Here is a 21,466-nt window from a genome sequence, read left to right as displayed (position 1 = left end):
TAATCGGAGCGAAAGACCCGCGATAATCCCTCCAATCGACGAGACATCTTGTACTCGATGGTCATGCAATGCCGGCAGCACTCAAAGAGAACATTGTTCCCGTCCCTGGGCAGATCGAAACCCGGCTCTGGCTCCAATTGCTGTCGCTGCATGGCGAGCTGTTCGCGTCGCTGAATTCGATGCTGAACTCCGAGTTCGGCCTGTCGCTCGCAAAATTCGACGTGCTGGCCCAGCTCGATCGCTACCGGGATGGCCTCGCGCTCGGGCAGCTGTCGCAAAATCTGAAAGTCACCGGCGGCAACGTCTCGGGCCTGGTGCAGCGTCTTCTCGCCGACGACCTCATCAGCAGGGAAATGTCGAGCGAGGACCGGCGCTCCTTCATCGTGCGCCTGACGCCGAAGGGCGAGGCGCTGTTCAGGAAGGCAGCCGACGTCCACAAGAAGCATCTCGGCAAACGGCTCGAGAATGTTTCGGCCCGGGAGCTGGACGGTGCGCTGTCCGTGCTGAAATCCCTTTCTTCAAAACTTCATACCGAGAGCAAGAAGCAAAGTCGCAAGAGATAATGGCCAGAGAATCCAAGAGCAGATGGAAGTCGGGTCCGCCGAGGACGCGGGACCAGCTGCAAACCTACATCCCGTATCTGTTCAACCGGCTCGCCAATCGCTGGAATCTCGATCAGAACCGCGACCTGAGCGACCACGGCATCAACAATGTCGTGTTCCGGACTCTGTCGGTCCTGTTCATCTACAAGACCCTCACGGTCAACGAGGTCGCCGTTCTCGCGGTGACCGAGCAGTCGACGGCGAGCCGCATGGTCGAGTCCATGGTGTCATCGGGCCTCGTCAAGCGCGAGATCGCGGAGGAAGACCAGCGCCGCCGCGTCGTGGGTCTGACGGCGGACGGCGAGGCGCTGCTGCGCAAGATCTGGCCGATCATGGCGAGCAACTACGACAAGCTGATCGAAGGCATCGAGCCCGACGACATCGAGGTCTGCGCGCGCGTGCTGGCCAAGATGGTCGAGAACATCCGCCAGAACCAGATCTGATCTTGTTTATTGGAGCATGATCTTTTCGGAAAACCGCTTCACACTTTGCGCTAACGCGGCCCTCCGGGTCCGGATCATGCTCTACGGGCCAAGGCCGACCAGGCTGGTGCCGCCGCAGACATAGAGCACCTGGCCGGTGACGAAATCGGAACGTTCGTCGAGGAAGAAACTGATGGCGTGCGCGACATCCTCGCGCGAGCCGAGCCGCCCGACCGGCACGTTGCGCGCCATCCGCTCCTGCTGCTCGGAGCCCTTGGGAAAGATGCCCCAGAAATTGTCGGTCAGGATCGGCCCTGGCGCCACGACGTTCACGGTGATGCCGCTCGCGGCGAGCTCCAGCGCCCAGGTGCGCGCCATACCGTGCACGCCGGCCTTGGTCGCCGAATAGGCCGACCGCGTCGCCGCGCCCATCGCGGCGCGCGAGCTGACGAACACGATGCGCCCGAAGCGGCGCGCACGCATCCCCTCCAGCGCCGCCTGGGTCAGCAGCATCGGCGCGCCCAGGTGCAGCTGCGCCAGCATCAAAATATCTTCCGGCTTCGCATCGGGCAACAGGTTCGGCAGGATCACGCCGGCATTGTGCACGAGGCGATCAACGGCGTGATCACGGCAGATCTTCTGCGCGATCGCGCGCGTCTCCTCGATATTGGAGAGATCAGCGCGATAGGCCGCGAGCAGATCATGCGTCCAGTCCGGCTTCTCCAGCCCGACCGAGACCACGCGCTGCCCGCTCTCGACGAGCTTTTTCGCCAGCGCCTCGCCGATCCCCGAATTGCCGCCGGTGATGAGTGTCGTACGGATCTCGCTCATGATCAAACCTGCCGCCGCTTGAGGTCGCGAAGGTCGAAGAACGCACCGTCAGACATCAGCCTGGCGACGAAATCCTTCAGGCCGCCGCGCTGGATCTTCTCGGTCGCAGTCAACGGCAGGCTGTCGACGAAACAGATCCAGCCCGGCGCCTTGTAATAGGCCATCTGCTCCAGGCTCCAGCGCACGATCTCCTCGGCCCGCGCGCGGTCCGCACCGGCCTCCTCGGCGATGATGACCGCCGCAACCTCGTCGCCGCGCACCTGATCGGGCGTCGCGGCCACCGCGGCCTGCCGGATCGCGGGATGGCGATTGAGTACGGACTCGACCTCGACTGCGGCAATGTTCTCGCCGGAACGGCGGATCACGTTCTTCTTGCGGTCGACGAAATGGAGGTCGCCGTCCGCATCGCGCGACACGATATCGCCAGTGTGCAGCCACCCACCGTCCCACGCCTCGGCGGTGGCGGCCTCGTTCTTCAGGTACTCGCGGAAGAACCCGTAACGCGGGTCCGCACCTGCCCGCCGCACCAKGAGCTCGCCCGGCGTCCCGACCGGCGCGTCGTTGCCGCTGTCGTCGACGATACGAACGTCGACCTCGGCGGCCGGACGTCCGAAACAGCTCGTGCCGATCTTGCGCGGCTCGATACTGGCGGCGATGACGCCGCCGCTTCCCGTCTCGGTCATCGCCCAGGCCTCCAGCAGCGGAAAGCCGAAGCGCTCCTCGAACGGCGCATGCAGGAGCTTGTCGACGCCGGCGCCGAAGCCGAAGCGCACGGTGTGGGCGCGGTCCTGCTCCGATTGCGGCGCGCTCATCAGCATCGAGGGCATCACGCCGAGATAATGCAGACAGGTCGCGCGGCTGTCGCGCACGGACGCCCACCAGGTACGCGGATGGAAGCGATCGAGCATGGTGAGGCTGCCACCGACCGACAGCATCGCCATCAGCGACACCGCCATCGCGTTCATGTGAAACAGCGGCAGCGGCGTGATCATGCGCTCACAGTCGGGCCTGAGATCGATCAGCCCGCCGACATCGCGATACCAGTTTCCGGAATGCAGGAAATATGTGTTGGTGAGCACGCAGCCCTTGGGCTGTCCCGTGGTTCCAGACGTATAGAGCAGCGCGCATTCGCTCGCCTCGGTTCCGGCGGTCGAAGGCCGCGCACCTCCGAAGGGTACGGGAACGTCGCCCTGATCAGTCACGACCGGGATCGGCCGGCCGGCCTGGCGCGCCGCGGTCTCGACCTCGTCGCGCCGCTCGGCGAGGACGAACGCCGCATTCATCTCGGAATGCGCAATGATGTATTCGAGCTCGCTGAGCCGCAAATCGGGATTGATCGGCACGACGGACACGCCGAGCGCGTTGAGCGCGAACCACAGCTCGACGAACACCGGCCTGTTCTGGAGCAGCAGCCCGACCCTGTGGCCTTCGCCATAGCCCCGGCTTGCAAAAGCCGAGCGCCAGCGCTCGACCCGGTCGAGCATGGCGTGGTAGGAAATCTCGCCTGCCGCGATGCCATAGATATCGGCGGTCTCCGGCAGCACGTTGAGGAAGCCCGCCTCCTYCCGGCGAAGGGCGGTCTCGCGAAAGCGGGCGTAGACTGTGGTCGCAGCGGTCAAGGCGTACTCACATGAAAAGCTGGATGTTGCCGAACGGCGCGTCGAAATTGACGAGATCGACCCGCTTGAGCTTGATCTTCAGGGCATCGCCGACCTCTACGAATTCGTGCGACGCCCAGCCCGAATACCGCTCCAGCAGATCACCGCGGGTCTCGGTGTAGATATAGGACGTCCGTGCCTTGTAGATGCCCGCAGCCGGGTCGCACGCCACGATCCGCGGAGCCTGGAGAAGATGATGGCAACGGCTCTTCGGCTTCTGGCTGAAGGTCCGCTCGCCGGCGAGCCGCTCGACCCGCACCTTCAGGAGCAGCAGATCCTCGTACATCAACGAGGGCTGGAGCACCGGATCCTGCTGCTGCCATTCGAGCGGCATCCAGTAGCGCCCTTCGGGGTGAAACAGATCGAGCCAGGCCTGCCATTGCATCGTGTCGAGCAGCTCGGCTTCCAGATAGATCAAGTCCGTGATGGCCTTCTCGTCGATCATTCCGCGGCCTCGACACGCTTGTCCATGTCCATGGTCATGAATTTCGACCAGGCGTGGAACTGGTTTCGCATCTGTCGCTCGGACGTGCCGTTGATTACGGCCGTGACGTCCTGCTCTTCATGGCTCTCGTAGAGGCGCCGCAGATTGACCCATTGATTGCCGTTGGACTTCAGTCCTTCCTGCGCCCGCTCGTACATTTCGAGATCGTCGTGCCCGACGATCGAGGTCGGCGCATTGATGAAGCGGTTGTACATCAGCGCCCGCTCGTAGAGCTTGTCCGGCGCGCCGACCAGGCGATAGACCCAGCTCTCGACCAGCGTCTTGTCGACCGCGATCGGGATGAAATTGCGCAGGATCTGCACCGCGCCCTTGACCATGATGTTCGGGAAATACACCGTGTTGTGCCTGACCTCGCCGAGGATCTCGTGCGCCCGCTGCTCGCCATAGGCCGCGACCATCTGGCCGAGATAGCCTTCAATGTCCGAATAGTTGGAATGGATGGAGTTGGCGACGCCGGTATGGCCGTGGCCGTTCGGCCAGATCCTGATGCCGCTCTGCTCGTAGAACTCGTACGGGCTCATGAAGGGACCATAGAGCTGCACCGCCATCGGTGTCTCCGTGGAATCGCCCTGCTCGCGCTTCCAGACCTTGACCGCGGTGCCGGCCGAGCTCTCATGCGCCACCATCGGATGGCAGGTGTCGGTCTGGTTCTCGACCAGCATCTTCCAATTGCAGGTGTGCATGTAACGGATCGGCGTCGCCTGGACTGCGAGCTTCCCCTCCGGCGAGCGGTCGACCATGTTGTCGATGGTCGAGAGGCTCTCGCCGAAATAATCCTCGAAGGACACGCCGTCGTCGCTCAGGCGGGCGAAGATGAAATCGCGATAGATCACGACGTTCCTGACCTTCGACAGTCCCTCATTCGCCTGCGTGTCGCCAAAGCCGGTGCCCTCGTAGCCTTTCTTCAGCGGGATCGCGAGCAGCGAGCCGTCGGTCTTGAACGACCAGGCGTGATAGGGGCAGCGGAAGAACTTTCCGGTGTTGCCGCAGGGCTCGGAGGCGATCTTCACGCCCTTGTGCGGACAGCGGTTGTAGAAGACGTGGATGGAGCCGTCGGTGTGGCGGCTCGCCAGCACCGGCTGACGGCCGATATTGGCGGTGATGAAATCGCCGGGCTTTCCCAACTGGCTCGCGTGCCCGACATAAATCCAGCTGTTCGGGAACAGGTGCTCCATCTCGAGCTCGAATATCTCGGGGTCGACATAGACGTCGCGATGCACCTCGGCCTCGCGCACCAGCGCCGCGATCGCGTCGGCATTCTGTCCGTATTTCGCCATGACGTCCCTCGCCTCCCCTAGAGATCCAGCACCAGACGTTCCGACTTCGCGCGTGACACGCAGATCTGCATGACCTTGTTGGACGCCTTCTCGTCGTCGCTGAGGATGATGTCGCGATGGTCGGGTACCCCTTCGATCACGCCGCACTGGCAGATGCCGCAATCGCCGCGCTGGCAGTCGTAGAGCACGTCGAGACCCGCGGCCTCCAGCGCCTGGATGATGGTCTGACCGGCCGCGACGCTGACGACCCGCCCGGTCGATTTGAGCTCGACCTCGAACGGCAAGTCGGGCGAGGACGATTGCTCGGCCTTGAAGAGCTCGTAGTGGATGCGGTCGGCCGGAATGCCCCTGCCGAGCGCAGCCGCCTTCACCGCTTCAATCATGCCGGCCGGACCGCAGGCGTAAATGTGGGCGTTTGCGGCGGCATCGCCGAGCGTCGCTGCAATGTCCAGGCGGGACTCGTCGCTGTCGTAGTGGATGGACAGGCCCTTGGCGCATATCTCCTGCAGGTGCGGCAGGAACGCGAGCAGGCCTTGCGTGCGGCCCGCATAGTGCAAGCGATACGGGCTTCCTCGGGCCGCGAGATTCGCCGCCATCGACAGGATCGGCGTGACGCCGATGCCGCCGGCGAACAGCAGCGCGGGCGCCGCTCCCTCATGCAGATGAAAATTGTTGACCGGCGCACTGGCCTTCACGACATCGCCGATCTTCAGCGCATGCATGAACTGCGAGCCGCCGGTCGATGCCTCCTCGCGCAGCACCCCGAGCGCCAGCGTACTCTCGGGAAGGCCCGGCAAAGCCATCAGCGAGTACGGCCGGTCGCCTCCATTCGGGAGCGCCACGCGGATATGTGCGCCCGCCTGCCATCGCGGCGCGACGCCGTCCTCCACGCCAAGCACGAGGCTCCGTATGAACGGCGTCTCCGCGGCATACGATCTGACCTTGAGCTTGAGCGGATGCGTGTCCATTCAGGCATCTCACGAATTATATGAATTTGCATATTTTTAGACATGTAATAATTAGCTGTCAATCGCCGGCGCGGGCTCAGGCTCGGATGGCAGTCCCAGGCACGTCTCGTTGGTGCAGGGAGGGAGGTTGCCCGCGCCTCAGCAGATGACGGATCACTCCGAAGAACGGCCGGCCGTGCTTTCAATGGACTTTGCTGCCCGTGCACACGCCGCCTTTGAGCGCCCGCCTCGATCCATAATGGGCCGTGGGAAGATTTCAACTCAAGCTATTAATTTTGCTGAGGTATTTTATCACCGACGGCCCGCCGGCGCCGCGTTCAGTGCCCTGGTGACCGCGCAAGAAGACAGCAATCACGCTGCAAGCACAGCAATCGCTCTGGAGCGGGGAAGCATCCACGCCGCTAACGGTTGAGGGGAGCAAATCCAAGACCAAGCCATGTCCCTGTCCCCGAGCGGCACCGCCACACCCGCCTCCATTGTCGAGGCTCAGAAAGCCGTTCTGGGCAATCCACCCAAGGCACGCGCGAGCTTTGCCAAAGGCCGCTGCGTCCGGGGGACCTACATCCCTTCGGATCGGGCCGACGAGGTCACGAAGTCGCGGAGCTTCACAACACCATCGCGCGTGCTGGCGCGCTTCTCGGTGGACGGCGGTCCCCGCGAATCCGAGACCAGGGATCTCACGCCGCGCGGCTTCAGCTTCAGGCTCGGCAACGACGAGCATCGCTCCGACATCCTCACACAGAGCGCTCCGGTTCATTATGCGAGGACGCTCGATCAAATGCTGGCATTCCTCACCTCGCGCATGCCCGGTCGCGACGGAAGGCCGGACCTGGAGAAGATCAAGGCCTTCTCCACCGCCAATCCCGAAACGCTGCGTCAGGCGAACTACATCGCCGCGCATCCGCCTCCCCCGAGCTTTGCCGGCACGACCTACTGGGCCGTCCATGCCTTCCCTGCAACGAATTCGAAGGGCGAGACGCAGTTCATCAAATTCAAGGTCGTCCCGGTCGGTGGCGAACTTGCGATGATCGAGGGCAAGGGCAGGACGACGTCCGCCGACGTCCTGCACGACGATCTCAAGGGAAGGATCGCGACGCGCGATATCCGGTTCAGCCTGATGGCGCTGCTCGGTCGTCCCGACGACCCGACGCAGGATGTCACGATCCGGTGGCCGGATGAGGACAACCGGGAAGCCGTACGGCTCGGAACGATCGTGATCACCGCGATCGAAGCCGACGAGACGTGCGATACTTCCGGCTTCGATCCGGCGAATCTTGCGGAGGGCATCGGTTATCCGCCGGATGAGATCTTCGCGGCGCGCCGCGCCGCCTACGCCAATTCACTGGCTCAGCGCCGCTGATCGGACGATCACGTCTCGCTGTCTCTGATGCCAAGCGCTTCGCGGCGCCATGCCGCCGGGCTGACGCCCACCTGCGCCGAGAACACCTTCGTCAAGTGGCTTTGATTGGCGAACCCGACCGAGATCGCAATCTCGGACAGCGGCAGGTCGCGCAGGGTCATCAACTGCTTTGCCGCCTTTACACGCTGGCGGAGCAGCCACTGGTGAGGCGGAAGGCCGGTCGAGATTCGAAACGCGCGGGAAAAATGGCTAACCGAGAGACCAAACTCGGCCGCGATCTGTTGCAGTGAAAGCGTCCCGCCAAGATCCGAGTCGAGCCTTTCGCAGGCTCGCCTCACCTGCCATGGGGAAAGACCGCCCCGGGCCGCATCCGCGACGCGCTCCCATCCGCCATAGGTCTGGGCAATGTGGGCCGTGAACGCGAGCATCATGTGGTCGATGAAGAGCTGGTTGGCCTCCGCCGGACGACGCAGTCCTTCCAACATCAGGGCACCGACATGGCGCATGATCTCGTCGTCATGGCCGAAACCATACCGGCACGCGAGGTCGCCAATGGGCGGCGTGCGGGCTTCTCGCGCGATTCCGTCGAGCGTCAGACGGGGAAGATAGAAATGGACGGAATGGAACGGCTTGTCGATGACGAAGCGCGGATCGTGCCGGAGATCGTACAGATAGGTCGTACCGGCTCTGACATCCGTCTTCGTAAAGCACTTGCCGTGCTCCCAGAGCTCGCAGTCAGGATAATCCTGCAGCTTCAGGCTGACGAGATAGGCGTCGTCGGCAAGCGAGCCGGAAAGACCCTCTACCGGCTCACTGTTCAGGGTTTCGGTGACCGCAACGTCGACGCCTCGCCGCGACCGCGTGATCAGCGAAGGAGGTGCATCCGCCAGGCTCAACTGCCGCTTGACCCTCTGTCCGAAGGTGCCAGCCAGTGCCATTCGATCGACCCATCCGTGGAATTCTGACCAGGCAACCCATCTGACTGCCGTCGCCCTGGAGGTCGGTAGCATTATCCGCTTCGGAGTACGGCGGTCCAGTCGCGTCGCGGCGTGATTTGCGATTGCGACGGGCCGCCGCTGTCGATTGTGGCAAAGCCATTTTCAGAAGCGATTTCAATATCTAATGCGTAAATCGTGAGCTTGATTCTCCGCAGTCGTCCGAGGATCGCCGATCACAAGATCTCGCGTCCGAGTGCTTTGAGCAGAATCAGGACAAGCACCGCGGTTTCAGGAAAGACCCCGTAGTCCCACGTGCCTAGAAAACCACACCGAGCGCTCGCGGCGCGCTGCGGCACCCGTACGGGCGCAAAAGAAGCGATGGCTTCACGCCGGGCGCGCAAATCGCGCTCAGGCGCGAGTGCAAGGCCCCTGAGACGAGCACGTCCAATGAGCAAACCGATCTCGCACAATTCTGCGCGTGAAAATCCTCCGGCCGCATCCGAGCCAAGCCAAGGCCGATCGTCGTCGACCGGGCGGCGTGYCGCTGATGCCGAGATGGCGCGTGTGCTCCACACCGAACCATTTCGCGTGGCATTGGACTCCTCCGGTGCCGGGATCGCCCACTGGAAACACGAACCGTTGCACGACGTCGTCGAGCCCATGAGCCACCACGTCATCATGGCCTACAACGGCGCGGTGCAGCACATGGAGCGGCGCTCAGGACGGTCGGTTGCGATTGGAACGTTTCGTCGCGGGGCTGTGATCATCATTCCCGAAGGATCGAGCTCCCGATGGGATATTCCGAAGCCCGTCGACGTCGTTCAGCTCTATCTCCCCCACGCAACGCTGAAACGCGTCGCCGACGAAGCCGCGAGCGGCACATCGAGCGAACTCCTGGAGCGAACGGCGCATCCTGATCCCATTACGTCCCGATTGATCCTGAGCGCGGTCAACACGCTGGAGAGCAATGGGGCCCTGGACACGCTGTTCAGGCATCAGTTGATCGACCTCCTGGCGATGCGTCTCCTGGTTGCCCATACCGGCTCGCAAGCCCCATTCCAGCCGACCATCGGTGGGCTTTCGCCCAAGGTCCTGGCCCGTGCCATCGAACGCTTGCGCTCGGACAGCGATACCGACGTCTCCCTCGATGCCCTCGCCTCCGATGCCGGCCTGTCGCGTTTCCACTTCTGCCGCGCATTCAGGGAAAGCACCGGGCTCTCGCCTCACGCCTGGCTGCGCCAATACCGGCTCGAGCAGGCCATGAACCTGCTTCGCGATACCGACGCATCGATCGCTCTGGTTGCGGCAGAGCTTGGTTATGCTTCGCAAACGGCCTTCGCCGCGGCGTTCAAGCGATTGAACGGCGAAACGCCGAGCGATTGGCGACGACGCGTGCGTTAGCAGCAATCGCTCCGCGGGTCCCGAAGTGCCTTCCGAACGCGAGACTAACTCCATGGACAAGCCAATCGTGCACGATCCTTTGGGGGCTCTGCTGGCCGCACCCGGTGCGCGCCACAGCGACTCGCCGAACGTCGAGCGGCGGCGTGCCGATGTGGAGATGGCGCGCATCCTGAAGACCGCGCCGCTCCAGATGGCTTCGGACCCCTCCAATGGCGGCATCGCGCATTGGAAGCACGGCGCTCTTCACGACGTCGTCGAGCCCATGACCGACCACGTCATCATGACGTACCCCACAGGCGTTCAGCGCCTGGAGCGACGCGCCGGAAAATCGGTTGCAATCGGAACGGCCCGCTCCGGAGTCGTGACGATCATTCCGGCTGGTTCGAGCGCCAGATGGGATATTCCCGGTCCTGTCGATGTCGTCCAGCTGTATCTTCCGCACGCAACGCTCGAACGCGTCGCCCGCGAAGCCGACGCGCCCATTCCAGGTGATCTTCTGGAGCGAACCGGGCATCTCGACCCTGTCACATCCGGATTGCTGATGAGTGGGGCGGATGTGTTGGAGGGCAACGCGGTTCTGGATGCACTCTTCAGGCAGCGACTGACCGATATCATCGCCACGCGCATCCTGGCCGCGCACATCGGCGAGCCAACCGCCATCGAGCCGATCATAGGCGGGCTGGCTCCCCAAGCTCTGCGACGCGCGATCGAACGCTTGCGTTCGGACAGCGATTCCGACGTCTCTCTTGCGGCGCTCGCTTCGGACGCCGGCCTGTCTCGCTTCCACTTCTGTCGTGCTTTCAAGGAAAGCACCGGTCTTTCGCCGCATAGCTGGCTACGCCAGCACCGGCTCGAGCAGGCCATGAACACGCTGCGCGGCACCGAAATCCCGATCGCCACGGTGGCGGCTGAGCTTGGCTATGCCTCTCAAACCGCCTTTGCCGCCGCGTTCAGGCGATTGACGGGAGAAACGCCGAGCGATTGGCGACGTCGCATGCGCTAAGCAGCAATCACTCTGCAGGCAGAGCAATCGCTCTGGCGCAACTGCAGGTCCGCTCCGCTAAATGATCAGGGTGCCCTCGATCCAAGAGACGGAGACGAACAATGACCTGGAAGAACTTCGTTAGTCCGGTCAAACTCGTGCCGCGACGAAGGATGGCCGCAAGCGCCATCATGTACGGACTTTCATTGGCCGTTCGCTTCACCTCGGCAACCGGCGAGGAAGTGGAAATACCGCCGCAGTCCGTACACGACGCAAGTCCGGTGATGTCCATCATCGACAGGGATGGCGGCCAGCTCCCTTACGCCGACTGGCGTCCGAACGCCATCGAGCCAATTTTCTTTCGTCACCGCCGGCCGCCGCCGATGGCTTCGATGCCAGGCTGCCCCTCTCCCTGAGAATTCGCGATCTCACTTCACGTCTTCGCGTCATCGGCCTCGACGATCCGCCACGAGAGTGGCGGCGGCGGTGACGCGCCCATGCCCGGAAAGCTCAATCCACAGGAGATCATCAAATGCGACTCGTCATTATCGGCGCCGGCTTTGCCGGCATGTACGCCGCACTTTCTGCCGCGCGCCTGCGGGACATTCAGGGCGCTTCGCCCGAACAGCTCGAGATCGCGCTTGTTGCACCGGAGCCGACGCTCGTGGTCCGGCCCCGCCTCTACGAAAGCAAGCCGGAAACCCTGACGGCACCTCTGCAAGACGTATTGAAGGCCATCGACGTCGTCTACGTGAAAGGCAGCGCCGGGACCATCGATACCAAGTCTCGTGCGATCGAGCTCGTCACGGCCGATGGCACGAAGCAGACTCTCTCCTACGATCGGCTGGTCGTTGCCACCGGCAGCCGGCTTTTCCGACCGAACATCCCCGGCATCGCCGAGCACGCTTTCAGCGTCGACAAGCTCGACGATGCGATTGCGCTGGAGCGGCATCTCCATGATCTGGCCGATCGGCCTGCAAGGAACGGACGCGATACGGTCGTCGTGGCCGGCGGCGGGTTCACCGGTATCGAGACAGCGACGGAGATGCCGGCGCGGCTGCGTGCGGTCCTCGGCAAGAACGCCAAGGCGCGCGTCGTCATCGTCGATCGCAACAGCACAATCGCTCACGATATGGGCGCAGATTCCCGCCCCGTCATTGAGGATGCGCTGCGCAAGCTTGGCGTGGAGACCCGCCTCGGCACCGGTGTCGCCTCGCTCGACAAGTCTGGCGTCACGCTTTCCAGCGGTGAACACATCGAAGCGGAGACCGTGATCTGGGCCGCCGGCATGCGCGCCGCTCCTTTGACCGCGCAGATCCCGRCCGAGCGCGACAATCTGGGCCGCCTCATTGTCGACCGCGACTTGCGCGTCCCTGGTGTCGCCGGCGTCTTCGCCACCGGCGATGCCGCCAAGGCAGCGTGTGATGACGTCGGCAACCACGCGCTGATGTCGTGCCAGCATGCCACGCGAATGGGCGCGTTTGCCGGCAACAATGCCGCTGCCGAACTTTTGGGTGTCGCGACCAGGCCTTATCACCAGAAGGCCTACGCCACATGCCTCGATCTGGGAGAAGCCGGCGCGATCTTCACGCGAGGCTGGGATCGGAAGCTCGAACTCGTCGGCGACGAGGCGAAGCGGACCAAGCAGCAGATCAATACTGTCTGGATCTATCCGCCCCGACCGGAACGTGCGGCCGCGCTGGCCTCGGCCGATCCGGAGCACGTCGGCGAGGTCTAGCTGCCTCACGCGAAGCCGGGCCGCGCCGACCGTGCGCGGGCCCGGCCCGATCACCCCATACCAACCGGAGCCGACCATGATGAAACACGAGACCGTGCGCGCGAGCGCGTTCGCCATGCCGCTGACCAGCCCGGCTTTCCCGCCCGGCCCCTATCGCTTCATCAATCGCGAATACTTCATCATCCAGTACCGGACAGATCCCGAGGCACTGCGCCGGATCGTGCCGGCACCACTCGAAATCACCGAACCGGTGGTGAACTATGAGTTCATCCGAATGCCGGACTCGACCGGATTCGGCGACTACACCGAAAGTGGGCAGGTCATTCCGGTGTCCTATCAGGGCAAGGCCGGCAGCTTCGTCCACCAGATGTTCCTCAACGATCATCCGCCAATTGCAGGCGGGCGCGAGCTCTGGGGCTTTCCCAAGAAGCTGGCGCAGCCGAAACTTGAGGTCGAGACCGACACGCTGGTCGGCACCTTGAACTACGGCTCGGTCCGCATCGCGACGGGCACGATGGGCTACAAGCACCGGGCCCTCGACGCCGCGGCCGAAGCAAAAAAGCTCGCCGCACCGAATTTCCTGCTCAAGATCATTCCGCATGTCGACGGCACGCCGCGCATCTGCGAGCTGGTGCGCTTCCATCTCGAAGACATCACCGTGAAGGGCGCCTGGACTGGGCCCGCTGCGCTCGATCTGTACTCGCACGCCCTCGCCCCCGTCGCCGAGCTGCCGGTCCTCCAGGTGCTCTCGGCGAAGCATATCGTTGCCGACCTGACGCTGGGGCTCGGCACCGTGGTCCACGACTATCTGGCCTCGAGCGAAATCGTGCGGCGGCGCGGATCCTCCGAGACCCTGGTCGACGCCAATGCCGGCTGATCGACATTATCCGTACCATCGGGAGTCCTCAAAATGCTGAACGTGATGCGCGAGCAAACCAATCCTGTGCCGCAGCGGAGCAATTCGCTGCCCTACGATGTCGTCGCCCTGGTGTTGCAAGGCGGTGGCGCACTCGGCGCCTATCAGGCCGGAGTCTATGAAGGCCTGCACGAGGCCGGCATCCGGCCGAACTGGCTGGCCGGCATTTCGATCGGCGCGCTCAACGCCGCGATCATCGCGGGCTCGCCCGAAGGCGAGCGTGTTGCACGGTTGCGCGAGTTCTGGGAAACCATCTGTGCGTTTTCGATCGAGTGGCCCGCCGGCGAAGGGCTCGCCAACGCACTGCCCTTTGCGTTCGACATCAACTCGGTACGCAACGCAATGGCAGCGGCGCGGGCCTTGATCCACGGCCAGCCAGGCTTCTTCAAGCCACGCTTCCCCTCGCCGCTCTGGTCACCGTTCTCGGGCGACTCCGCAACCAGCTTTTACGATACGGCACCCCTGCACCGGACGCTGGAACGGCTCGTCGACTTCGACCGGCTGAACTCCGGCGACGTGCGCGTCAGCGTCGGCGCGGTCAACGTCCGCACCGGCAACCTGACCTATTTCGACACCGCCGAGCGCCGGCTGGGACCGAAGCATTTCATGGCATCGGGTGCGCTGCCGCCGGGCTTCCCCGCCGTCGAGATCGAAGGCGAGCACTATTGGGATGGCGGCGTGGTTTCGAACACGCCTTTATCTCGCGTGCTGTCCGGCGAGCCGTGTGACACGCTGACGTTCCAGATCGATCTCTGGTCGGCCAAGGGCCACGTTCCCCACGACATGATGGAAGTGTCGAGCCGGCAGAAGGACATCCAGTATTCGAGCCGCACACGCGCCGTGACCGACCAGGTACTGCGGATGCAGAAGATGCGTCAGGCCTTGCAGCGCACGATCGCGAAATTGCCGGACGCCGCCAGGCACGATCCCGAGATCCGCGCGATTGCGGAGATGGCGCGCCATCGTTGCTACAACATCGTGCACCTGATCTATCAGACCAAGATCCACGAGGGCCATTCGAGGGATTACGAGTTCGGGCTGAGCGCGATGCGCGCTCACTGGCAGAGCGGACTGGACGATATCCGCCGCACGCTGGCCGATCCGCGACGCCTGGACCCGCCGGCTCCCGAGCTCGGCATCGTCACCCACGACGTCCATCGTCGCGACTGAATCTCACCGCCCACCTCGTTTCGGAGAATACCATGTCTTCCATTCCCTATGCTCCCGAGCAGGGCGCCAAAACCAGCCTTCGGCCATCCGGGCAGGCGATCAGGCGGGCCGCCCTCGCCTTGGCACTGGCCCTGGGCGTCGTCGCCGCAGCCGAGTTCGGCCACCACTATCTCACCATCGGCCGCTATCTGGAGACCACGGACGACGCCTATGTGAAGGCGGATTCCACGATCATCTCGCCGAAAGTGTCGGGCTATATCGCGCAGGTCCTGGTCGGCGACAACGAAGCCGTGAAGGCCGGCCAGTTGCTGGCAAAGATCGACGATCGCGATTTCCGCGCCGCGCTCGACCAGGCCGGCGCCGACGTCGCCGCATCCGACGCCGCTGTCCGCAATCTCGATGCACAGCTTGCCCTGCAGCAGCCGATCATCGAGCAAGGCACGGCCGATGTCGCGGCCGCCACGGCCAATCTGAACTTCGCGCAGGAAGAGCAGGCCCGATACGACGGGCTGATGAAGACGGGCTCCGGTACGGTGCAGCGCGCGCAGCAGACCGACGCGGCACTGCGCGCCGCCGCCGCGCAATTGCAGCACGCGAAGTCGGGCCTGCTCGCGGCCGAGCGCAAGGTCGACGTGCTCTCCACCGAACGCGCCAGGGCAGTCGCGCAGCGCGACCGCGCCCGCGCGGTCGAGCAGCAGGCGGCATTGAACCTCTCCTACACCGGCATCATCGCGCCGGTCGACGGCACCGTCGGTGCGCGCTCGCTCCGGGTCGGGCAATTCGTCCAGGCCGGTACGCAGTTGATGGCCGTCGTCCCGCTCGATGCCGTGTACATCGTCGCCAATTTCAAGGAAACCCAGCTCACCCATGTGCGCGGTGGCGAGCCCGTCGAGCTGACCATCGACAGCTTCCGCGGCACCAGACTGCAGGGCCATGTCGACAGCCTGTCCCCGGCAAGCGGCCTGGAGTTCGCGCTGCTGCCGCCCGACAACGCGACTGGCAACTTCACCAAGATCGTACAGCGCATGCCGGTGAAAATCGTCCTCGACGACCGCAGCCTGACCGGCCTGCTCCGTCCCGGCATGTCGGCCGAGCCGACCATCAACACCAGATCGGTGGCGATCGCCGAACGCGAAAGCAAAAAGCGTCTCGCATCGCAGCGCCCCGAGCCTCGCAGTTGAATGAACACGCGTCCCTGGCGGTTGTCTCCTCCCGGACAGTCCGTTCAGCAATGCTTCTCTCGCAAGCGACGAGCAGACAACCATGACCACACTGCAACCGGCCATCGATGCCGTGCCCGCCGGCGAAGACGAGCGGTCCGTCACCACACCGGCCCCGGCGGTCTCCGCCAAGACCTGGATCGCCATCGCCGGCGCCACGCTCGGCGCCTTCATGGCGGTGCTCAACATCCAGATCGTCAACGCTTCGCTGGCTGACATCCAGGGCGCGATCGGGGCCGGTATCGATGATGGCGGCTGGATCTCGACCTCCTATCTGATCGCCGAGATTGTGGTGATTCCGCTGTCCGGCTGGCTCGCGCAGGCGTTCTCGATCCGCATCTATCTCCTGACCAATGCGACGTTGTTCCTGGTGTTCTCGGCGGCCTGCGCGCTGGCGCAAAACCTGTCGCAGATGATCGTGTTGCGCGCCGTTCAGGGCTTTACCGGAGGCGTGCTGATCCCGATGGCGTTCACGCTCATCATCACGCTGCTGCCAAAGGCGAAGCAGCCGATCGGGCTGGCGCTGTTTGCGATCTCCGCGACCTTTGCGCCCGCGATCGGGCCGACCATCGGCGGCTATCTCACCGAGAACTGGGGCTGGCAGTACATCTTCTACGTCAACCTGGTGCCGGGCGCGGTCATGATCGGCTTGCTGTTCGTCTCGCTCGAGTCGCAACCGATGAAGCTGTCGCTGCTGCGCGAGGGCGATTGGGCCGGGATCGCCACCATGGCGATCGGCCTCGCCGCGCTGCAGACCGTGCTCGAGGAAGGCAACAAGGACGACTGGTTCGGCTCGCCGTTCATCGTCAAGCTGTCGATCGTCGCGGCGATCGCGCTGTCGGCCTTCCTGTGGATCGAGCTGGCGGCGAGGAAGCCGCTGCTGAACCTCCGCCTCCTCGCGCGTCGCAATTTCGGCTTCGGTATCCTCGCCAATTTCCTGCTCGGCATCGCGCTCTACGGCTCGGTCTTCATCCTGCCGGTCTATCTATCGCGCATCCAGGGCTACAACGCCGAGCAGATCGGCATGGTGCTGGCGTGGACCGGGCTGCCGCAGCTGTTGCTGATCCCGCTGGTGCCGCAACTGTTACGGCGCTTCGACGCGCGGCTCATCATCGGTGTCGGCTTTGCGCTGTTCGCAGCCTCCAACTTCATGAACATCTCGATGACCAACGACTACGCCACCGACCAGCTCTTCTGGCCGAACGTCGTCCGCGCCTTCGGTCAGGCGCTGGTGTTCGCCCCGCTGTCGGCTGTCGCGACATCGGGCATCGAGGCGGAGAACGCGGGTTCGGCCTCGGGCCTGTTCAACATGATGCGTAACCTCGGCGGCGCCGTCGGCATCGCGCTGCTGCAGACGCTGCTCACCAAGCGCGAGCAATATCACTCCAACGTGCTGACGCAGTCGGTCTCGCTGCTGGAACAGGCCACACAAGCCAGACTCGATAAACTGACGCAGTATTTCATGAGCCACGGCGTGACCGATCGCATCGACGCCGCTCACCGCGCCTATGTCGCGATCGGCAAGATCGTGCAGAAGCAGGCCTTCATCCTGGCTTTCGGCGACATGTTCTACCTGCTCGGTGTCGCGCTGATCGTCGCACTCGCCGCCTCCATGATGCTGAAGAAACCCGGCCAGATCGAGGCCGGCGGCACCCACTAGTCCCCCACCCCACCTGACGTCGAAAGGAACTGCCATGTTGAAGGATAAGGTCGCTGTCGTCACCGGATCGACCAGCGGTATCGGGCTCGGAATCGCCAGAGAGTTGGCCAGGCTCCGCGTCAACCTCGTGTTGAACGGCTTCGGCGACCCCGGCGAGATCGAAGCCATCCGCGGCGGGATCGAGCGCGAGCACGGCGTGCGCGTAGTCTACGATGGCGCTGATATGTCGAAGGGCGACACCGTGCGCCGATTGATCGCCGCGACAATCGAGACGTTCGGACGCCTCGACATCCTCGTGAACAATGCCGGCATCCAGTTCACCGCGCCGGTGGAAGAATTTCCGTCGGCCAAGTGGCATGCGATCCTGGACATCAACCTGTCGGCCGCGTTTCACGGCATCGCGGCGGCAGTGCCCCAGATGAAGAAGCAGCGCTGGGGCCGGATCGTCAACATCGCCTCAACCCACGGCCTCGTCGCTTCGACGCACAAGGCGGCCTACGTCGCCGCCAAGCACGGGTTGATCGGCCTGACCAAGGTGGTTGGCCTGGAGACCGCCGGCAGCGGCGTGACCTGCAACGCAGTCTGTCCCGGCTGGGTGCGGACGCCCTTGGTCGAAAAGCAGATCAGCGACACCGCCGCGCAGAAAAACATCAGTCAAAAGGACGCCGCCAAGGCACTCCTGGGCGAGAAACAACCGTCATCCGAGTTCGTCTCTCCGGAGCAGCTTGGAGGCACCGTGGCGTTCCTGTGTTCGCCTGCGGCGGACCAGATCACGGGCACCGCGATCGCGGTCGATGGCGGATGGACGGCACAGTAGCCGATAGTCAATTAGCGGCCCATGTGGACGGCCGGCATCGGAGTAGCCAAAGATGTCCCTGCTCGCCAGAGACCTCCTCGTGCTGCAAAGGTCCGCGGACTCAGCGGATGACGCTGCGGAGCTGTCGCGCCTGGAGGCGCGGCTGCCACCGCTGCTCAGCATCATCGCCGGAATGGTCGACTTCACCGGCTTCTTCACGCTGGGTCATATCTTCACGGCTCACGTGACCGGCAACATCGTGCTGGCCGCCGTCGTTGCCGTCGATGGCGGCCCGTTTCATTGGGCACAATTGTTGGCGATTCCCGTTTTCATGCTGACCCTGGCGACCGTCTGGCTGATCGCCCAAGCTTCCGGCCGGCACGGTTCGAGCCTGGCGCGACTGTTGCTTCGGGTTCAGTTCCTCGTGCTGGCCGCGCTGTTGATCTTCAGCGTCATCACAAGGCCATCTGCCGATGCGGCTGGATCCCGGGCCGGCGCGGCCGCGATGATCGCCGTGTCGGCCATGGCCTGCCAGTACGCGCTCCTTCGCCTCGCTCTGCCGGGCGCGATCTCGACGGCGGTGATGACCGGCAATCTGGCCAATGCCGTCTTGTCGACGATGGACCTGCTCGCTCCACGCACCCCTCTGCTGCCGCATGATTCAACGCCGCTGGGTCGCTCGCTCCATCGTTTGCTCGGCTTCATCTTCGGCTGTGTCGCCGCCGCGGCGGCTGTTTCAGTACTGGGAGACTGGGCCTGGTCCCTTCCCGCAGCCTTGTCTGCCGTTGCGGTCGCAGTGCGTTAGCGGGTCTGTTTCAATATGCGTACCGCAGCCGAAGCGCGGCATGATCGACCAGCGACCTATGGCTTAACCGGCAATCCGGCCATCCACGCACGTAACGCAAGCGCCGCCAACGCTGATCTCGCCGTCCGCCTCGATCGCCAAGGCGATGCGGCCGTCGCGCCCGACGCAGCGCCCCTGCGCCGCCGTGTAACTCGTCCCGGCCTTGAGGAGACCGCGGTCGCGATGGAACACGGCGATGGCGCCGTTTCCACTGCCGCATACCGGGTCCTCCTCGACGCCGCATGATGGTGCAAAAGAACGCACCTCGATAGCCGCCTCGCCATCAGCGTGACGGCCAAAAAGCGAGAGCCCGGTCACACCGAGTCGCTTCTCGAAGGCAGCCGAGCGCTGGAAGTCCGGCGTCAGCGCGAGAACGCTGTCCGCGTCGGCAAGTTGCGCGACGACCCAGATGGCCCCGACATCCACGATCGCTGGAGCCACCTCGCGAACGATCCGATGCCCGATGACTGCCTCCAGTTCATCGACGTCTGCGGCTGAAAGAGCCGTGACCTTCGCTGGCGGCAACGTAAGCGTCAGACGCCTCTCCGCGCCATCGCCCTCCACGGCAATCCGCACCAGCCCGACACCGCATTCCTGGACGAGACGGCCGCCCCGGGGCATCACGCGGCCCGCCTCCAACACGGCATGGGCGCTGCCGAGCGTCGGATGCCCGGCAAACGGCAGTTCGCTGCGGGGGGTAAAAATGCGCAGGCGGTAGTCCGCCTCGGAACTCGTGGGCGGCAAGAGAAATGTCGTTTCCGACAGGTTCGTCCAGCGGGCAATTGCCTGCATTTCGGCCGTCGCCAGCCCCTCAGCATCAAGGACGACTGCGACGGGGTTTCCCAGGAAGGGTTTGGAGGAGAAGGCGTCGACGACTTTGTAGGCTCTCATGACTCTCGCTCTGCGGTTTGCCATCGCAGTGTTAACGCTTGACCTGCCCCGCTTGTAAAGGGCTCGAGGCTATCGCGCGACAACCGTGACGATGGTTCGGCAGAAATCGAAAATGAACCGGCCATAGAGAGCGCCGGATCCCGGATCTGACGATGCCAGGCGATAGGAGTTGCCGAGAGCACGGGCGATCTCCAGCACGCCCGTGACTTCATGCTGCGTCATCGCCAGGTGAATGCCGGCCAGCGGCAGCATCAGGGCCTCAACGCCAACACTGCTCATGACGGCCCAACTTCGGCGCGAGGCAGCGGCAGGAATTGCGCAAGGTAGGCGCTCCTCCATTGATAAGGCGTATCGCCGGCGAAACGCTTGAATACCGTCGTGAAATGCGCCTGGGTCTGGAATCCGACGGTCAAGGCAACGTCGACCAGCGAGACGTCGGCGCGCCTCAGCAGTTCCTGGGCGCGTTCGATCCGCCGCTTCAGCAGAAAGTCGTGAGGCCGCATGCCGACGGCCGCGCGGAACTGCGCGGCAAAGTGCATGCGGCTGAGGCCGGCGACCGCCGCCAGATGCTGCAAGGTGATCTTGCCAGCCAAATTCTCGTCGACATATTGCAGCACGCGCTTGAGGCGCCATTTCTGTAACGACCGCACAGACCGGCACCGCTCGTCGGCCTGATCGGTCTCGTCGCGCGCGACGGCCGTCGGCCGGCTGGCTCTGCGGGTCAGGATGGCAAGACGCAAGGCGTCCGCAAGGATGGCGGAGTGAGGATGATGGGCCGCTTCGGTTGCCGCGAGCGCATCGGAGAGGCTTCGCATCACCGGGTCCGGGAACTCGCCTGCACCGGCCTCCCGATCGGTCTCGACCGAGGCACGCGCGAGGCGTTTCGCCGATACCCTGAAGCTGGGCCCGTCGCCGGCGCATCTCCGCACGCCCGGCGGGGGCGTCTCGATGGCCAGGGCAACATCGAGGTGAACGAGGGACAGCGTCATCGCCTTTTCGCCGGCGCGATCCGGACGTTCCGCAAGCCCGGACTGGCAACCATCGATGGCGGAGACGCCGATCGAGCCGACGACATGATCCTTCGCGCCTAGCGGGTGTGACATCTGTAGCGACATCGTCGAACTCCTTGTCCCATTTTCGATCCGGCGAGACCCAATGGCTCGTCCGAATGTGGGAGCAGAGTAGTTCGGCGGTCCCCGCGCTCCATTCTACGCGCGGGTGCACCGGATAGGTTCTCGGGTTGATCGCGTCATACCTAGGTATGACCGCGGCGTCGCCGGCCGCACG

Annotated in this window: 22 protein-coding genes; 13 read left to right on the top strand and 9 right to left on the bottom strand. The window is 64.0% G+C overall.

Going from position 1 to position 21,466, the window contains the following annotated elements; translation table 11 throughout:
* Positions 1-68: 68 nt before the first annotated feature.
* Both AB4Z51_RS10735 and AB4Z51_RS10730 read left to right on the top strand, forming a co-directional pair.
* Positions 69-563 carry a MarR family winged helix-turn-helix transcriptional regulator gene (locus AB4Z51_RS10735; protein ID WP_085401716.1) on the top strand — a complete coding sequence of 165 codons (495 nt, stop codon included), beginning with the start codon at positions 69-71 and terminating at the stop codon, positions 561-563.
* The gene (locus AB4Z51_RS10730; RefSeq protein ID WP_028153094.1) at positions 563-1,045 is read left to right on the top strand and encodes a MarR family winged helix-turn-helix transcriptional regulator; all 483 of its coding nucleotides are present in this window, start codon (positions 563-565) and stop codon (positions 1,043-1,045) included. Before AB4Z51_RS10735 ends, AB4Z51_RS10730 begins: the two co-directional genes overlap by 1 nt.
* An 81-nt stretch (positions 1,046-1,126) precedes the next feature.
* On the opposite strand, the gene AB4Z51_RS10725 is transcribed toward AB4Z51_RS10730, so the two are convergent.
* The 5 genes from AB4Z51_RS10725 to AB4Z51_RS10705 are packed head-to-tail and all read right to left on the bottom strand — an operon-like array spanning position 1,127 to position 6,263.
* Positions 1,127-1,855, bottom strand: coding sequence for an SDR family NAD(P)-dependent oxidoreductase (locus AB4Z51_RS10725; RefSeq protein WP_441268452.1), 729 nt, complete (start codon positions 1,853-1,855; stop codon positions 1,127-1,129).
* A 2-nt stretch (positions 1,856-1,857) separates the two neighbouring features.
* On the bottom strand, positions 1,858-3,474 hold the full coding sequence (locus AB4Z51_RS10720) for an ATP-dependent acyl-CoA ligase (protein ID WP_441497390.1): 1,617 nt from the start codon (positions 3,472-3,474) through the stop codon (positions 1,858-1,860).
* A 7-nt stretch (positions 3,475-3,481) separates the two neighbouring features.
* Complete coding sequence (locus AB4Z51_RS10715; protein WP_441268454.1) at positions 3,482-3,958, bottom strand: aromatic-ring-hydroxylating dioxygenase subunit beta; 477 nt, start codon at positions 3,956-3,958, stop codon at positions 3,482-3,484.
* Entirely contained in the window at positions 3,955-5,295 is a 1,341-nt protein-coding gene (locus AB4Z51_RS10710; RefSeq protein ID WP_441268455.1) for a Rieske 2Fe-2S domain-containing protein, read from the bottom strand. Before AB4Z51_RS10710 ends, AB4Z51_RS10715 begins: the two co-directional genes overlap by 4 nt.
* 17 nt (positions 5,296-5,312) lie before the next feature.
* On the bottom strand, positions 5,313-6,263 hold the full coding sequence (locus AB4Z51_RS10705) for a PDR/VanB family oxidoreductase (RefSeq protein WP_441268456.1): 951 nt from the start codon (positions 6,261-6,263) through the stop codon (positions 5,313-5,315).
* A 436-nt stretch (positions 6,264-6,699) separates the two neighbouring features.
* Here AB4Z51_RS10705 and AB4Z51_RS10700 point away from each other — a divergent pair, with 436 nt between their 5' ends.
* The gene (locus tag AB4Z51_RS10700) at positions 6,700-7,623 is read left to right on the top strand and encodes a catalase (protein WP_441268457.1); all 924 of its coding nucleotides are present in this window, start codon (positions 6,700-6,702) and stop codon (positions 7,621-7,623) included.
* Between the two features lie 8 nt (positions 7,624-7,631).
* Here AB4Z51_RS10700 and AB4Z51_RS10695 read toward each other — a convergent pair whose 3' ends face one another.
* Complete coding sequence (locus AB4Z51_RS10695) at positions 7,632-8,561, bottom strand: helix-turn-helix domain-containing protein (protein ID WP_441268458.1); 930 nt, start codon at positions 8,559-8,561, stop codon at positions 7,632-7,634.
* A gap of 447 nt (positions 8,562-9,008) precedes the next feature.
* Here AB4Z51_RS10695 and AB4Z51_RS10690 point away from each other — a divergent pair, with 447 nt between their 5' ends.
* The 10 genes from AB4Z51_RS10690 (at position 9,009) to AB4Z51_RS10645 (ending at position 19,249) form a co-directional block, all read left to right on the top strand.
* A complete protein-coding gene (locus AB4Z51_RS10690; RefSeq protein WP_441497389.1) occupies positions 9,009-9,962 on the top strand; it encodes a helix-turn-helix domain-containing protein in 954 nt (317 codons plus the stop codon).
* 52 nt (positions 9,963-10,014) lie between these two features.
* On the top strand, positions 10,015-10,965 hold the full coding sequence (locus AB4Z51_RS10685; RefSeq protein ID WP_441268460.1) for a helix-turn-helix transcriptional regulator: 951 nt from the start codon (positions 10,015-10,017) through the stop codon (positions 10,963-10,965).
* Positions 10,966-11,066: 101 nt separating this feature from the next.
* Positions 11,067-11,360 carry a hypothetical protein gene (locus AB4Z51_RS10680; RefSeq protein WP_441268461.1) on the top strand — a complete coding sequence of 98 codons (294 nt, stop codon included), beginning with the start codon at positions 11,067-11,069 and terminating at the stop codon, positions 11,358-11,360.
* A gap of 116 nt (positions 11,361-11,476) precedes the next feature.
* Positions 11,477-12,682, top strand: coding sequence for an NAD(P)/FAD-dependent oxidoreductase (locus AB4Z51_RS10675; protein WP_441497388.1), 1,206 nt, complete (start codon positions 11,477-11,479; stop codon positions 12,680-12,682).
* 79 nt (positions 12,683-12,761) lie between these two features.
* On the top strand, positions 12,762-13,559 hold the full coding sequence (locus tag AB4Z51_RS10670; RefSeq protein ID WP_166353821.1) for an acetoacetate decarboxylase: 798 nt from the start codon (positions 12,762-12,764) through the stop codon (positions 13,557-13,559).
* Positions 13,560-13,592: 33 nt separating this feature from the next.
* A complete protein-coding gene (locus AB4Z51_RS10665; RefSeq protein WP_441268463.1) occupies positions 13,593-14,768 on the top strand; it encodes a DUF3734 domain-containing protein in 1,176 nt (391 codons plus the stop codon).
* Between the two features lie 32 nt (positions 14,769-14,800).
* A complete protein-coding gene (locus AB4Z51_RS10660; RefSeq protein ID WP_441497387.1) occupies positions 14,801-15,949 on the top strand; it encodes an HlyD family secretion protein in 1,149 nt (382 codons plus the stop codon).
* 82 nt (positions 15,950-16,031) lie between these two features.
* The gene (locus tag AB4Z51_RS10655; protein WP_441268465.1) at positions 16,032-17,648 is read left to right on the top strand and encodes an MDR family MFS transporter; all 1,617 of its coding nucleotides are present in this window, start codon (positions 16,032-16,034) and stop codon (positions 17,646-17,648) included.
* Positions 17,649-17,682: 34 nt separating this feature from the next.
* Positions 17,683-18,465: a 3-hydroxybutyrate dehydrogenase gene (locus AB4Z51_RS10650; protein ID WP_441268466.1), complete on the top strand. Its 783-nt coding sequence runs from the start codon at positions 17,683-17,685 to the stop codon at positions 18,463-18,465.
* A gap of 52 nt (positions 18,466-18,517) precedes the next feature.
* Positions 18,518-19,249 carry a YoaK family protein gene (locus AB4Z51_RS10645; RefSeq protein WP_441268467.1) on the top strand — a complete coding sequence of 244 codons (732 nt, stop codon included), beginning with the start codon at positions 18,518-18,520 and terminating at the stop codon, positions 19,247-19,249.
* Positions 19,250-19,312: 63 nt separating this feature from the next.
* On the opposite strand, the gene AB4Z51_RS10640 is transcribed toward AB4Z51_RS10645, so the two are convergent.
* The 3 genes from AB4Z51_RS10640 to AB4Z51_RS10630 all read right to left on the bottom strand — a co-directional run bounded on the left by AB4Z51_RS10640 (position 19,313) and on the right by AB4Z51_RS10630 (position 21,294).
* On the bottom strand, positions 19,313-20,179 hold the full coding sequence (locus tag AB4Z51_RS10640; protein WP_441268468.1) for a PhzF family phenazine biosynthesis protein: 867 nt from the start codon (positions 20,177-20,179) through the stop codon (positions 19,313-19,315).
* Between the two features lie 69 nt (positions 20,180-20,248).
* Positions 20,249-20,431 (bottom strand): hypothetical protein, encoded by a 183-nt coding sequence (locus AB4Z51_RS10635; RefSeq protein ID WP_223153619.1) that lies wholly within the window; start codon positions 20,429-20,431, stop codon positions 20,249-20,251.
* Between the two features lie 23 nt (positions 20,432-20,454).
* Positions 20,455-21,294: a helix-turn-helix domain-containing protein gene (locus tag AB4Z51_RS10630; protein ID WP_441268469.1), complete on the bottom strand. Its 840-nt coding sequence runs from the start codon at positions 21,292-21,294 to the stop codon at positions 20,455-20,457.
* Positions 21,295-21,466 lie beyond the last annotated feature (172 nt).

It is taken from the genome of Bradyrhizobium sp. 2TAF36, assembly GCF_052114925.1.
In the GTDB taxonomy this organism is placed as follows: domain Bacteria; phylum Pseudomonadota; class Alphaproteobacteria; order Rhizobiales; family Xanthobacteraceae; genus Bradyrhizobium; species Bradyrhizobium barranii.
This window is presented reverse-complemented; position numbering and strand designations above follow the sequence as displayed.